Origin of the sequence: Streptomyces kunmingensis (assembly GCF_039533535.1) — a bacterium.
In the GTDB taxonomy this organism is placed as follows: domain Bacteria; phylum Actinomycetota; class Actinomycetes; order Streptomycetales; family Streptomycetaceae; genus Streptomyces; species Streptomyces kunmingensis.
This window is the reverse complement of record NZ_BAAATS010000005.1, coordinates 154,058-168,040: the sequence shown is the minus strand read 5'-3', so window position 1 is coordinate 168,040 and position 13,983 is coordinate 154,058. Positions and strand designations below refer to the sequence as shown.

Below are 13,983 nucleotides of genomic sequence, written 5' to 3'. Positions count from 1 at the left end.
TCCGGCCCGCCGGACCGGACGATGACGTGCTCGACGGCGTGCTTCATGACGCGCTCGATGATGTGGAGGAAGTTTCCGTGGGTCTTTCCCTGGCCAAGGGTGGCAATGTCTCTCTCAGCAAGCAGGCGCCCGGCCTGACCGCCGTCCTGGTCGGCCTGGGCTGGGACGTGCGCACCACCACCGGCGCGGACTACGACCTCGACGCCTCCGCGCTGCTCTGCGGCGCGGACGGCAGGGTCCTGTCCGACCGCGATTTCGTCTTCTACAACAACCTCACCAGCGCGGACGGCTCGGTCGAGCACACCGGTGACAACCTCACCGGTGAGGGCGAAGGTGACGACGAGTCGGTCAAGGTCAACCTGGCGGCGGTCCCCGCCCACGTCGACAAGATCGTCTTCCCCGTCTCCATCCACGACGCGGAGAGCCGCGGTCAGAGCTTCGGTCAGGTCCGCAACGCCTTCATCCGTGTGGTGAACCAGGCCGACAACCAGGAGATCGCCCGCTACGACCTCTCCGAGGACGCCTCGACCGAGACCGCCATGGTCTTCGGCGAGCTGTACCGGCACAACGACGAATGGAAGTTCCGTGCCGTCGGCCAGGGCTACGCGTCGGGGCTGCGCGGTATCGCCCTGGACTACGGTGTGAACGTCTGACGCACATCCCGGCCCGCGGCGGGGGCCCCGCGTAAGGGTCTCCCGCCGGGGCACCCGTCAATTACCCGACTCCGTAAAGGAGTTGGCTCGCCAACGGAAGGCGTGCAGACATGGAGATCTCGGGAATCCTGACCGCTGTCGTGATCGGTGTCGTGATCGGCATCCTCGGGCGCCTGGTCCTTCCGGGCCGTCAGCGCATCGGAGTGCTGTGGACGATCCTGGTCGGTATCGCCGCCGCGCTCGTCGGCACGGCCATCGCCGGCGCGTTCGACGTCGCCGACACCAGGGGGATCGACTGGATCGAACTGGCCATCCAGGTGGGGCTCGCGGCGCTGGGTGTCGCCGGGCTCGAGCGGCTCAAGGGCCGCCGCTGACCCCGGGGCCATAAATCAGGTGCGTTCCCGAGCGGGCCCGCGTTACCGTGGGGCGCATGAACGTCACGGGCCTGCGTACCACCGCAACCGCGCGAGCGACCAGCTCGCCGGTTGCCGCCGCCTGACGACTTTCACTTCCCTCGGCGACCGGAGACGGCCCGCCGATGGTTCCGTGGCAGTCCTCCAGCTTCCAGCCCGGTTTCCGACCAGTCGACGGACTCGTGTCCGGTGCCTCCCCGCTCAGCCGCGTAGGAGCCACCACCATGAACACCGACACTGTCACCCGCACGTTCGTCGAGTACTACGAGGAGCGCGGCCACCACCGCATCACCGGCTCGACGCTGATCCCGCCGCCCGGCGACCCCGTCCTCTTCACGACCTCGGGCATGCACCCGCTCACCCCGTACCTGGAGGGGCGGCCGCACGGGCAGGGGCGCCGCCTTGTCAACGTACAGCGCTGTCTGCGCACCACGGACGTGGACGAGGTCGGCGACCCCACGCATCTGACCGTCTTCGAGATGCTCGGCACCTGGTCGCTCGGCGACTACGAAGGCCCGCAAAGCCTCGAATGGGGATACGACCTGCTCACCGAGGGGCTCGGCGTCGACCCGGGGCTGCTCCACGCCACGGTCTTCGGCGGCGACGAACAGGTGGGCCCGGACACGGACTCGCTACGGGTGTGGCAGGGACTCGGGGTCCCGGTGGAACTCACCGTCGAGGACAACTGGTGGTCCAACGGCCCCTTTGGCCCGTGCGGCCCCGATTCGGAGATGTTCCTCTGGACCGGCTGCACGCCGCCGCGATCAACACCCACCCAGGACGAACGCTGGGTCGAGGTGTGGAACCACGTGATGATGCGCCACCGCCGTCTGCCCGACGGTTCGCTCGTCCCCCTGCCGCAGCGCAACGTCGACACCGGGCTCGGCCTGGAGCGGCTGGCCACCCTCCTCCAGGGCAAGAACTCGGTGTTCGAATGTGACGTCTTCACGCCGTGGCGCGACACAGTGCCGGGCCTGTGGCACGTGGACGAACCCTCTTCACGCCTCCTCAGCGACCACCTGCGCTCGGCCATGGTGGTCATCGGGGACGGGGTGCGACCGGGCAACACGGGCCGCGGCTACGTCCTGCGACGCCTGGTGCGCCGCGCCCTCACCGTCCTGTGGTGTGACGACCCCTCGCGTCAACTGGGCGATCTGCAAGGGGAGTTGTACCGGCACACCCTCGGTCACTTCGGTCAGACGACGGACCCCGACGAGGTGCGCCGCGTCCTGCTCGACGAGGAACGCCGGTTCGGCCTGCTCCTCGAGCGCGGCCGGCAGGTGCTCTCCCGTCCGCGTTTCCGGGGCCCGCTCGACGAGGAGGATCTGCACTACCTGCACGACACGCACGGTCTGCCCCGGGACCTGGTGCTGAGCCTGCGGCCCCAGGACTCGTAGCACCGATGTCGACCTGTCAGTCGCGGTCGGCCCGTACGTCGCCGTTCACCGTGGCGAGCGCCATGGTGCGGTCGGGCCGACCGCTGCCGGTGGGGACCGAGATCAGGGGCCGGCCGTGGTCCGTGGTGGCCGTCACCCGGTAGGCGGGGGAGTCGTGGGGGACGGCGACGTCCACGGAGCCGTTGACGGTGCGCCCGGAGATCCGGTGCGGGGCGGTGGCGCAGCCGAGTGTGACGTCGCCGTTGACCGTACGCGCGCGCAGTGCCGACGCGCTTACGTCTGTCGCGTGCACGGAACCGTTCCGGGTCGCGAGCCGCACCGGCGCGCCGCCGTTGCCCGAACCGGCCACCGTCACATCGCCGTTGACGGTGGTCAGGTCCAGGGAGCCGGTCACTCCGGCGACGTCGATGCCGGCGTTGCGGGCGGTGACGGTCACCGCGGTGCCGGCGGGGACCTCGATCTCCGGCATACGCGGGCAGGGTCGGTCGGACCGGTGGTCGGACCCGTCCTCGAACCGGTCGTCGGAGCCGTCCTCGGGCTGGTCGTCGGGCCCGTGGCACGACAGGTCGAGGACCTGGGTGCGGCCGTCCCGGGACCAGTCAGGGGAGACGGCCGGGTCGACGCGGATCCGGTCGCCGTCCGTCGGCCGCAGGCGCAGCCCGTTGTCCGTGGTGATCGTCAGCCGGCGATCCGAGGAGGCCAACTCGGCTCCCTCGAAAGGGGATCGGGGCTGCGGGTCGGAGCTCGTGCACCCCGCGAGGAGAGGGATCGCCGCCATCCCGGCAACCCCGACGGCCAGGTACCGGGCGGATGACTTCATCGCTGCCTTCATGGTGACCGACTGCCCCGTACGGCGCTCCGCTCACACGATCACCGCGGGGTCCCCGCTCTCCGCCCGGACGGCGGAGAGCGGGGCGGCGAGCTCACTGCCGAACCCTCCCGGGAGGGGCTCGGGCCGAACCGCCGTCGCACGAACTCCCCTGAACAGCCGAAATGAAACTGAACAGCGAGGAGGAAACGCAAAAAGGTTGCCTCAGAGCGTGCCGTCGCCCCGTGCGATCCGCACGTCGTCCAGTGCGATCCGCACCGCCGCCTCCGCGTGCAGCCGCGCCGTGGGGAAGACCGCGACAGGACTGTCCTCGGCGCCGATCAGCAGCTCGATCTCGGTACAGCCCAGGACGATGCCCTCGGCGCCCGCCTCGACGAGGTGCGCGATGACCTCCTGATACGCGGCGCGCGAGGCGTCACGGACCACGCCGAGGCACAACTCCTCGTAGATCACCCGGTGGACGAGAGCCCGCCCGGCGTCATCGGGTACGAGCACGTCGAGGCCGCGCTGTTCGAGCCGGCCCCGGTAGAAGTCCTGCTCCATCGTGAACGCGGTGCCCAGCAGGCCGACCCGCTTCATGCCCGCCGCGCGGACCGCGTCGGCCGTCGCGTCGGCCAGGTGGATCAGGGGAACGGCCGTGGCCGCCTGAACCTGGTCGGCGACCTTGTGCATGGTGTTGGTGCACAACAGCATCAGGTCGGCGCCGGCCGCCTCCAGGCGCCGGGCCGCCTCGGCGAGGATCTGACCGGCCTCCGCCCAGCGCCCCTGGACCTGCAATCGCTCGATCTCCGCGAAGTCCACGGAGTAGAGCACGCACTGCGCCGAATGCAGCCCGCCGAGCCGCTCCCGCGTCAGCTCGTTCACCAGCCGGTAGTACTCGGCTGTCGACTCCCAGCTCATTCCGCCGATCAACCCGATGGTCTTCGTCTTCATAAGCGAACTCTACGTCGGACGGTCACCTCATAAGCAAGGCTTATTCCTGGCCCAAGGTGGGGTGCTGTCGGAGCCTGGCGAGGCGGCGGCTAATGTTCGCACCGGTACTGCCCGACACGGGGTGCCCCGCGGCTATGACGGGGCTGAGATCACACCCGTAGAACCTGAACCAGTTAGCACTGGCGGAGGGATGTCAGCGATGTCGATGCCGCACGCTTCCATGGAGCCGCACGCCGCCGAGCGGCGCAGCGAGTCCGCCTTCGACGGACGGATGCCCGCCGCGCCGGGGGACTGGCGGCCCGAGGCGCGAGGGATCGCCCCGGTCCCCGAGAACCACCGGTACGGCGGGGCGGGGCGGCTGTTCACCGTGTGGTTCGCGCCCAACCTGACCATGAGCGGCGTCTTCACCGGCACCGTCGGCATCGCCCTCGGCCTGGACTTCGCCACCGCCCTCGCGGCCGTGGTCCTCGGCACCGTGCTCGGCGCCGTGCCCACCGCGTACCTCGGCACGTGGGGCAGCCGCACCGGAGCCGGTCAACTCCCGCTGGCCCGCCTCGCGTTCGGCCGGGGCGTCGTCGTCCCCGGCACCCTGCAATGGCTGTCGTCGATCGCCTGGGACGCGCTCATCGGCCTGTTCGGCGGCGACGCGCTCGCCCGGCTCTGCGGCTGGCCGTTCTGGCTGGGGGCGCTCGTGATGATGACCGCCCAGGGCGCCCTCGGGGCGCTGGGCTACGAGGCGATCCACCGCCTGCAGAAGTGGATGACGGCCGTCCTGGCGGTCGCGTTCTGCGCCCTGGCGCTGCGCCTCGCGCATGCGGGCGTCACACCCGTGAGCCATGGCGGCGCGCACGGGGCGGACCGCGTCGGGGCCTTCGCCCTGACCACCACCATCGCGCTGAGCCTGGCCGTCTCCTGGGCGCCGTACGCCAGTGACTTCAGCCGCTACCTGCCCCGCGCCACCTCCGCCTCCCGCATGTTCTGGTGCACGCTGGCGGGCGTCGTCGTGTCCTTCACCGCCGTGCAGGCGCTCGGCCTCTGGGGCGCCTCCGTCTTCACCGACCAGACCGCGCACGGTGTCGACACGCTGCTGGGCGGCGGTGTGCTCGGCTCGGCCGGTCTCCTGGCCGTGGCGCTGGCCGCGCTGTGCAGCAACGCGATGAACGACTACAGCGGTTCGCTCGCCCTGCAGGTCATCGGCGCCCGCGTGCCGCGCCCGCTCGCCGCCGGACTTGCCGCACTCCTCGGGTTCCCCCTGGTCCTGTGGATGCACGCCGCCGACACCGCCGCCCGCTTCCAGAACGTGCTCCTGTTCGTCGGGTACTGGATCCCCGGGTTCGTCGCGGTCGTCCTCGTCGACTGGCTGGCCCGCGCCCGCGCGCGCAACGGCACCCCCCTCGACCTCGCCGTCGAACAGTCCCGCCGGCAACCTTTCCTGCCCGCCCTGTTGGCGTTCCTCGCCGCGTTCGCCGCCACGGTCCCGTTCATGAACACGAGCCTCTACGTCGGCCCCGTGGCCGAGGCGCTGCACGGCGCGGATCTCGGCTACTACGTCGCGTTCGTCGTAGGGTTCGGTATCTACGCGCCGATCAGGATGCGGGGGAGCGCGGCGGGCGGCGTTGCGCGTCGAGCCTCCTGAAGCGGGACCTTCTTGCGTTATGGGCAAGATGTTATGCGTCGTGAGCGAGATTGCGTACCGTCGGTCCTATGACGCACCACGTATCCGCAGGTCACCACGGGTCTCACGCCGACACCCGCTCCCACTCCCACGGCTCGGACCCGGGGGACGACCTCGCGCAGATCCTCGACCTCGACGCCGAACTCTTCGCGCCCTACCTGGCCGCGACCACCCGCCGGATCGCGGACCTCTCGAAGGGCGGCGTCCGGCACATCGTGGACCTCGGAGCGGGCACCGGCGCCGGTACCTTCGCGCTCCTCGAGCGGTTCCCCGACGCCCGGGTCACCGCCGTCGACAGTTCGGCCGCGATGCTGGAACAGCTGACGCGGGCCGCTGCCGCCAAGGACGTGGCCGCGCGGGTGCGCCCGCTCCAGGCCGACGCGGGAGCGAGCCTGCCCGGCATCGGCGACGCCGACCTCGTCTGGGCCTCGGCCTCCCTCCACCACCTGGACGACCCGGCCGCCGCCCTGGCCGCCGTCTTCGCCGCGCTGCGTCCCGGCGGACTCCTCGCCGTCGCCGAACTGGACGGGATGCCGCGCTTCCTGCCCGACGACGCCGTGCCGGACCGTGTCGGCCTCGAAGCCCGCTGCCGTGCGGCGCTCGCGGGCCTGCACGCCGAGCAGGTGCCGCACCTGGGATCCGACTGGGCCGCCGCGCTGACAGGGGCCGGCTTCGCCATCGAGCACGAGCGCACTGAAGAGTTGCGCGTGGACGCGGACACGCCGCTGCCCGAGAGCGCCGGACGCTATGCGTATCTCACCCTGCGCCGCATCCGCGAGGCCGTCGACGGACTGGTCGACGCCGCCGACCTCGTAGCGTTCGACGCTCTTCTGGACGGCGGTGCGCAGGATGTACGCCACCGTGCCGACCTCGTCGTGCGCTCGACACGAGAGCTGTACATCGCGCGCCGTCCTTGAAGCTTTCCGGCCATGGCCCCTCCACCGGCCCGCACGCGGCTCGCCTACGATCTGCGGCGTGTGCGCAAATGTCATGGTCGCGGAAGACGACGAGAAGCAGGCCGAGTTGGTCCGCCGCTATCTGGAGCGGGAGGGCCACGCCGTCACCGTCGTTCGCGACGGGCGGCAGGCCATCGAGGAGGTCCGGCACCGCGAACCCGACCTCCTCGTCCTCGATGTGATGATGCCGCGCGCCGACGGCCTGGACGTCGTACGGGTCCTGCGGGCCGAGGCGCGCGAGGTGCCGGTGCTGATGCTGACGGCGCGCAGCACCGAGGACGATCTGCTGCTCGGCCTCGACCTGGGGGCCGACGACTACATGACGAAGCCGTACAGCCCCCGCGAGCTGATGGCGCGGGTGCGCACGTTGCTGCGGCGCACCCGCCGGGGCGGTCTCCCCTCGCCCGGCTCCACGGAGTTCAGGGTCGGCTCGCTGGTCGTCGACCCCGACCGGCACGAGGTGTCGGTGGACGGCGCGCCGGTGGAGTGCACGCCGGGCGAGTTCCGGCTCCTTGCGGCGATGGCGGCCGAACCCGGCCGGGTCTTCAGCAGGCAGCTGCTCCTCGCCGAACTGCACGGATTCGACCGGTACATAGGCGACCGCACGGTCGACGTGCACGTCATGAACCTCCGCAAGAAGATCGAACCCGAACCCCGCCGCCCCGTCCGCCTGCTCACCGTGTTCGGCGTCGGCTACAAGCTGACGGACCCGGCGAAGGGGGCCCGCGATGCGTCGGCGTAGGACGGACGGGGACCACCGGACGAGCCCGCGGACCGGGCGGCCACCGCTGCGCAAGAGCCTGCGCGGAAGGCTGCTCGGAGTCTCCGTCCTGGTCGCCACCTGTTCCGTCGCGGCGACGGCCTGGCTCGCCGTGCAGACCACCTCCGGTGCCATCAAGCAGGAGCAGGGCCAGAACCTCGCCGACGACACCCGGATCTACGACACCCTCCTCGGCTACGCCGCCACGCACTCCCGGTGGGACGGCGTCGACGCGACCGTGCACGAACTGGCCCGCACCACCGGACGGCACATCACCCTCACCACGCAGGCGCGCAGACCGCTCGCCGACTCGGCCGGGCACACCCCGGCGGCCACGCTGCCCGCACAGGCCTCGGCCACCGTCGACCCGCTGTCCGTCGACACGGCGCTCGCCGCCGGCCGGACCGGGACGTCGGACGCGGCGGCGGACCGGATCGACGCACGCGCCGTCGGCCCGTTCCGGCTGCCCGCCGCAGAACGGTCGCAGCTGCGCGCCCTCGCCGAGCGGCACAGGTCGTGCCTGCGTACGGACGGGGTCGCGGCCGATGTCGTGGTGGGCCCGAGCGGGCGCCCCCGGGTGGAGACCGTCGGTTCCGGGGCCGACGCATCGGGCGCCGTCAAGTGCACGACGGACGCCCTCGACCGGCCGACGACGACGGAGCGCAAGGCGCTCACCGCACTGACCCGGCTCACCAACTCCTGCCTCGAGCGGCAGAGCCACTACCGCGTCGACCTCGCCCTCGACCTGACCTGGCAGCAAGGAGCGCGCCCCGCGGCACAGGACAAGGCGACCGAGGCGGCCCGTGACGCGGCCCCGGCCCCCGTCCCCGCCGTGACAGGAGTGGAGGGCGACCGCACCGTGGCCTCCTGCGTGGGCACGGCACGCCGCGAACAGCTCACCTCGTACGTCGCCGCGCCCGTGCTCCTGTTCATCGGCGACCAGGGCGGCACCACCGTCCCGGGGTTCGACCTGTCCCCGCTGAACACGGCGAAGATCGCGGGCGTCGCCGCGCTCGTCCTCGCCCTGACCGTCGGCGCCTCCGTCCTGGCGGGCACCCGCCTGGTGCGGCCGCTCTACGCGCTGACCGGCGCGGCCCAGCGGATGAAGGACGGCCGGGAGACCCAGCCGGTACCGGTGACGACGGACAACGAGATCGGCCGGCTCGCGGCGGCCTTCAACGACATGTCGGCGCACCGCACGCGCCTGGAGGAGCAGCGCAAGGCGATGGTGAGCGACGTCGCCCACGAACTGCGCACGCCACTGAGCACCATCCGCGGCTGGCTGGAGGCGGCGCAGGACGGGGTCGCCGAACCCGATCCGGCGTTCATCGACTCGCTCCTCGAAGAGGCCGTGCAACTGCAACACCTCATCGACGACCTCCAGGACCTGGCCGCCGCGGACGCGGACACCCTGCGCCTGCACCCGCGGCCGGTGCGCGTGGAGGAACTGCTCGGCCAGGTCGCCGCGGCCCACCACGTACGCGCGGAGACAGTCGGTGTCACCTTGTCCGTGGCCCAACCCGCCGCGCCTGTACCGGAGTTGGCGGCCGACCCGGTCCGGCTGCGGCAGGCGGTCGCCAATCTCGTGTCGAACGCGATACGCCACACGGGCCCGGACGGCACGGTCACGCTGCGGGCCTACGCGACCGACCCCGGCGACGAGGTGATCGTGGAGGTCGCCGACACCGGCAGCGGCATCTCCGCAGCGGACCTGCCGTACGTCTTCGACCGGTTCTGGCGTGCGGAGAAGTCCCGTAACCGGCGTACCGGAGGCAGCGGTCTCGGCCTGTCGATCGTGCGCAAACTCGCCCAGGCGCACGGCGGTTCGGCGACGGCGGCCAGCACGGAGGGCGAGGGATCGGTGTTCACACTGCGGCTGCCGCTCGCCGGACCGGCCGCCGCGGACCGGCCCTGATGCGATGACCACAGCGGTCTGACAGCTTCTTCACAACTCCACGCGAGCCTGGGTTCCGTCGATCAAGGGCCCCGCCCGGCATCGGCACCTCCCGGCCGACCGGCCGAGAGCCCCCAGGTATTGGAGTCACCCATGTCCCACCGACTGCCCCGCAGGCTGTCCCTGCGTACAGCGGCCGTCGCCGCGGCCGTCACCGTCGGCGTGCTCGCGCCGGCCGGTACCGCTCTCGCCTCGGACACCACGCCCGCCACGCCGAAGCCGGTGGCGAGCGCCCCTGCGGCCGAGGACAAGGCCGACGAGGCGCCCTCCCCCGTTCCGTCGCGCGACTCCGACGAGGCGCGCAAGCGGGCCGCGGCCGCCGCGGAGGCCCCGCGCGGGGGAGTGGCGGCGGGCGAACGCCCGGCGTCCGGCGACGGAACCACCTCCACGGCGCTCGTCGGTTCGCTCACCGCGGCGGCGCTCCTCGCGGGCGCGGGCACGGTGGTGCTGCGCCGCCGCGCGTCGCAGCGCTGAGCGGCCGCCGTCCCTGACGGCTTCCCGGCGCCGCCCGCCCTCCCGGGCGGCGCCACCCCTCTTCCCGTCCCAGGAGTCCCTTGTGCACCAGCCGAGGTGGCGCGCGACCGCCGTGTCCCTACTCGTCCTCCTCGCCCCGCTCACCGCGTGCTCGTCCGGCGCGGGAGCCCGGATCAGCGGCGACGCGAGCGCCGTCCCGCGCACCGGCCCGCCCAGCGGCGGCCCCACCTCCGAGCGTCCCCGGTCCGGGGAACCGGAGCGGGTGACGATCGACTCCATCGGCGTCGACAGCGCTCTCCTCCCGCTCGGCCTGAACCAGGACGGCACCGTCGAGGTCCCGCCCGCCGAGCAGGGCATGACCGCCGGCTGGTACACGGGCGCGGCCACGCCGGGCGAGCGCGGACCCGCCGTGATCATCGGGCACAACGACACGAAGTTCGGCCGCGCCGTCTTCCACAACCTGCGCAAGCTCCGCGCGGGAGCGGACGTCGCCGTGCGCAACTCCTCGGGCGGCACCGCCCACTTCAAGGTCACGTCCACCGAGACGGTCAGCAAGAAGGCCTTCCCCACGAAGAAGGTCTACGGCGCCACGAACACCCGCGCCCTGCGCCTGATCACCTGCGACGGCACGTACGACGCCCAGGGGCACCCCGTGGACAACCTCATCGTGTACGCCGAACTCACCCGCGACTGACCGCGGTTCGACAGGGGCGCATCGTAACTCGGTTGCGACGCCCACCAGTTGGGATCCGCGCGCCGCGCCCGCCCCGGCCGGGACCCGCGCGCCCGGGACGCGCGGAGCGGCCGACGCCCGTCAGGTCACCGTACAGACAGCCGGACCAGCCGGGTGCCGGGCCGGGCCGTCCCGGCGACCTTGAACGCGACGTAGCGCGCGGTACCGGTAGGGGTGAGGCGGCGGGTGCGGCCATGACCGGCCATGTGGCCCGCGCTCTCGTAGGTGATGCCGTCGCGGCTCAGTTCGACCTGTGCGGCGGGCGCGTCGCCGTGGTTCCACTCGGCCTCCACCGTCCGCGGCGCCCGCTCCGTCCCGAGGTCGACGACCAGGCGGCCGTCGGGCCCCGGGGTCCACGCCGTCCGCGGGTCGCCGTCGACCGCGGCGGCCGGATCGGACATACCCGCGGGGAGGGGGCTGGTCGGGAAGACGTTCCTCCCGAGCGCCAGATCGTCGTGCGGGTAGGGGGCGGCGCCGTGCCCCTGGGCCTCGACACGGAGCCGGCAGGACGGGCCCGAGAGGCGCACGGTCGCCCCGTCGAGGACCTGGACCCGCAGACCCGTCGGCAGCGCCTTGCCCGACAGCGGGACGAGAGTGAGGCGGGGAGCGAGCAGGCAGGCGGCAGCGGCGTCGAGCGCGGCCTCGTAGGCGATACCGTCCCGGGTCACGGTCTGCGTGCCCTCGAAGACGGCCCGGCGCGCGCCGGTCTGCTCCACCCGGACGTGCGTGGTGACCGGACTCGCCGACAGGTTGAACAGGCTCAGGTGGCCGTCGGTCAGGGCGGCGCGCACGGCGTCGCCGTCCGCCGTGGGCGCGGACTTCCGCACGAGGGCGCGTAGCGAGGCGGCCGAGGCGCCGGGGAATCCCTCGACGACGAGCGACGCGGCAGGGCCGTCGGCCAGCACGATCGTGTCGTCGTAGACCGCGAGCGGGTGCTCGCCGCCCCGGACGACGAACCCGGCCCGGCCGTCGACGTCGAGCCAGCCGCCGCGGCTGCTCACCGCGGGGGTCGGCCAGGACACGAGGTCGTCCCAGTGGTCGCCGTCGGCCGAGCCCTGAAGGCGGTAGGCGCGCCCGGCGGCGGCCTCCCAGCGCAGGGTGACGCCGTCGATCTCCTGGACGGAGCCGAGGTCCACGGCCCACCAGCTGTCGGCGCGCGTACGGTCGGCCCTGGAGACGGCCCAGCGGCTCACCGCGTCGCCGTCCACCGCCAGGGCCGGGCCCTTGCCGGTGTCGGAGGAGGACGCGGTCGCGGCGCGCCCGCGGGCCAGGTCGGGTCCGTCGGCCCCGGCGCGGACCTCGACGGCGTACAGCGAGTAGCCGTACGTCGGGTCGGGCCGGACGCCGAGCATGCGGACGTGCCGTACCGACGTGGCGGCGAAGGTCAGTTCGTCGACGCGCCCGGAGCCGGCCGCGGGCGCGGTGTCCTTGGCCCGGACCGTGGCACTTCCCTCCTCGAAGCGGTACGAACGGGCGCCGTCGAGGCCCGCCACACCCGGCATCGTCAGGTTGTGCACCTCGAGGTGGCCCTCGCCGGCGGCGGTGCCGTCCGTCGCGTAGACGACCGCGCCCGTCGGCAGGGTCGTGTAGCCGGCGAAACCCGTTCCCAGGCGCAGCACGGTCGCGCTGCCGTCGAAGCCGTCGCGCACGGACTCGTAGAGGCGCACCGTCCGCGAGGCGACCTTCCCCGAGGTCGCGGGCAGGAACATCGGGGTGCCGCCGCTGAGCCGGAACAGCCAGTCGTCGTGGGCGGGCTGCCAGGCGAACTTCACGAAGCCCGGCTTGGTGACGACGCCCGCCCACGCGGCCGGCGTCTGATGGGAGACGAGGCCCGGGCCGGTGCCGAAGTCGGTGACGCCCGCCGCCCGGTCGAACAGTTCGGCCCGGGACAAGGGCCGCACGTGCCGGCCGGCGGCGGCCGCCCACACGTGCAGCAGATAGCTGATGGCGAGTTCGGCGCGCGCCTCCGGCTCGTACTTGGGCTCGCCCGAGAACTTCGCCAGGCGGTACTCCGGCGGATACTTCTGGTACGCCTCCAGGCGCGCGGCGAGCTCCTCCTCCGCGCGGGCCGCCGCCCGGTCCCCGGCCACCTGGGCGAGGAAGGCCAGCGGGATCACGTCCCGGCCGTACAGGTGCTCGCGGTCGTTCACCATGGGCATCAGCGGTTCACCCGCGTCGCTCATGACTCCCAGCAGGGTGCGCCAGAGCGGCTGCGCGTTGGGCTGTGCCGTCAGGACCTCGGGCAGGGGCCGGCCCGCGGCGAGGAAGTGCGCCGCGTTGCGGCCCGAGGTGCGCCACAACTCCTCCTGGTAGTGCGGGCCGAAGGAGCCGTGGTTCTCGACGATGAACGTGTCGTACAGGTTGCGGGCGGTGTTGTCGCTGACCGGTACGCCGTCCACGCGCGCGGGGTTGGCGAGGTCGGCCGGCGGCAGTCCTGCCTCGTTGCGCGACCAGGTGCCGTAGGCGGACGCCCAGGCGGAGCGGCGCGCGTCGTCCGGGGCCCAGGCCAGGGCGGGCGCGAGCGTCTGCGCGTACAGGCCCATCTCCTCGAGCTTGGTGTCCCCGCCATGCCCGCCCATTGGCCCGTTCGGTGTCCAGTCCCCGGAGTCGGGGTCGTCGCCGGTGCCCAGGGCCGTGGTGTAGGCGGCCTGTTCACGGGTGATGGTGTCGACGGCGGTGCGGGTCGCGGCGTCGAGGTCGTCCCACAGCAGGCGGGCGGCGAGGATGAAGTACGACTGGAACGTGGTGTCGAAGAAGAGCTTGCGGCCCCACTGGGTGCCACCGGTCAGCCGGTTCGACACGGCGAAGTGGCGCAGAGTGGCGAGGGTGCGCTGCTTCAGCGTCTCGCGGTCGATCCCGGCCAGATCACTGTCGTAGGTGCCGTGGGTCAGCAGCACGGCGTGGCCGAGGACCACGGCGAAGCCGAAGTCCTTGTCCGTGTAGTAGCCCTTGGCCTCGTCCCACTGCGTCTCGGACCAGCGCGTGTGCTGGAGCAGCACGCGGTGGTACGTGGCGGCTGTGGCATCGGGCGGGGTGTCGGTGCGGCCTGCGGCCCGTGCCGTGGAGGTGCCGAGGGCCGCGGGGAGGGCGGTCAAGGCGCCGGTGACGCCGAGGAGTTGCAGGAACCGCCGGCGGTCCACCGGGAGGGATATATGCGGCACGAGCGTGGCCTCTCTACGTCGACAACGTTGTCAAAAGGGCGTGCC

Annotated in this window: 12 protein-coding genes and 1 riboswitch; of the genes, 9 read left to right on the top strand and 3 right to left on the bottom strand. The window is 72.5% G+C overall.

The window, feature by feature from the left end:
• Positions 1 to 77 precede the first annotated feature (77 nt).
• The 3 genes from ABD366_RS05980 (at position 78) to ABD366_RS05970 (ending at position 2,463) form a co-directional block, all read left to right on the top strand.
• Positions 78 to 653 carry a TerD family protein gene (locus ABD366_RS05980; RefSeq protein ID WP_324772105.1) on the top strand — a complete coding sequence of 192 codons (576 nt, stop codon included), beginning with the start codon at positions 78 to 80 and terminating at the stop codon, positions 651 to 653.
• A gap of 110 nt (positions 654 to 763) precedes the next feature.
• Complete coding sequence (locus ABD366_RS05975) at positions 764 to 1,027, top strand: GlsB/YeaQ/YmgE family stress response membrane protein (RefSeq protein ID WP_324772106.1); 264 nt, start codon at positions 764 to 766, stop codon at positions 1,025 to 1,027.
• A gap of 263 nt (positions 1,028 to 1,290) precedes the next feature.
• The gene (locus tag ABD366_RS05970; protein WP_324772107.1) at positions 1,291 to 2,463 is read left to right on the top strand and encodes an alanine--tRNA ligase-related protein; all 1,173 of its coding nucleotides are present in this window, start codon (positions 1,291 to 1,293) and stop codon (positions 2,461 to 2,463) included.
• Between the two features lie 16 nt (positions 2,464 to 2,479).
• Here ABD366_RS05970 and ABD366_RS05965 read toward each other — a convergent pair whose 3' ends face one another.
• Both ABD366_RS05965 and ABD366_RS05960 read right to left on the bottom strand, forming a co-directional pair.
• Complete coding sequence (locus ABD366_RS05965) at positions 2,480 to 3,166, bottom strand: DUF4097 family beta strand repeat-containing protein (RefSeq protein ID WP_324772108.1); 687 nt, start codon at positions 3,164 to 3,166, stop codon at positions 2,480 to 2,482.
• 330 nt (positions 3,167 to 3,496) lie between these two features.
• Positions 3,497 to 4,225 (bottom strand): aspartate/glutamate racemase family protein, encoded by a 729-nt coding sequence (locus ABD366_RS05960; protein WP_324772109.1) that lies wholly within the window; start codon positions 4,223 to 4,225, stop codon positions 3,497 to 3,499.
• A 107-nt stretch (positions 4,226 to 4,332) separates the two neighbouring features.
• A riboswitch (TPP riboswitch) is annotated at positions 4,333 to 4,433 on the top strand.
• Between ABD366_RS05960 and ABD366_RS05955 the strand changes: the two genes are divergently transcribed.
• The 6 genes from ABD366_RS05955 to ABD366_RS05930 all read left to right on the top strand — a co-directional run bounded on the left by ABD366_RS05955 (position 4,425) and on the right by ABD366_RS05930 (position 10,738).
• Positions 4,425 to 5,861: a purine-cytosine permease family protein gene (locus tag ABD366_RS05955; protein WP_411293804.1), complete on the top strand. Its 1,437-nt coding sequence runs from the start codon at positions 4,425 to 4,427 to the stop codon at positions 5,859 to 5,861. Its footprint overlaps the riboswitch before it by 9 nt.
• A gap of 68 nt (positions 5,862 to 5,929) precedes the next feature.
• Positions 5,930 to 6,817 (top strand): class I SAM-dependent methyltransferase, encoded by an 888-nt coding sequence (locus ABD366_RS05950; protein WP_324772110.1) that lies wholly within the window; start codon positions 5,930 to 5,932, stop codon positions 6,815 to 6,817.
• Positions 6,818 to 6,875: 58 nt separating this feature from the next.
• On the top strand, positions 6,876 to 7,598 hold the full coding sequence (locus tag ABD366_RS05945) for a response regulator transcription factor (protein ID WP_324772111.1): 723 nt from the start codon (positions 6,876 to 6,878) through the stop codon (positions 7,596 to 7,598).
• Positions 7,585 to 9,531 carry a sensor histidine kinase gene (locus tag ABD366_RS05940; RefSeq protein WP_324772112.1) on the top strand — a complete coding sequence of 649 codons (1,947 nt, stop codon included), beginning with the start codon at positions 7,585 to 7,587 and terminating at the stop codon, positions 9,529 to 9,531. Before ABD366_RS05945 ends, ABD366_RS05940 begins: the two co-directional genes overlap by 14 nt.
• Before the next feature lie 144 nt (positions 9,532 to 9,675).
• Complete coding sequence (locus ABD366_RS05935; protein ID WP_425576946.1) at positions 9,676 to 10,044, top strand: sortase-dependent protein; 369 nt, start codon at positions 9,676 to 9,678, stop codon at positions 10,042 to 10,044.
• 82 nt (positions 10,045 to 10,126) lie between these two features.
• Complete coding sequence (locus tag ABD366_RS05930; RefSeq protein ID WP_324766409.1) at positions 10,127 to 10,738, top strand: class F sortase; 612 nt, start codon at positions 10,127 to 10,129, stop codon at positions 10,736 to 10,738.
• A gap of 125 nt (positions 10,739 to 10,863) precedes the next feature.
• Here ABD366_RS05930 and ABD366_RS05925 read toward each other — a convergent pair whose 3' ends face one another.
• Positions 10,864 to 13,938, bottom strand: a complete 3,075-nt coding sequence (locus ABD366_RS05925; protein ID WP_324766410.1) for a discoidin domain-containing protein — start codon at positions 13,936 to 13,938, stop codon at positions 10,864 to 10,866.
• Positions 13,939 to 13,983 lie beyond the last annotated feature (45 nt).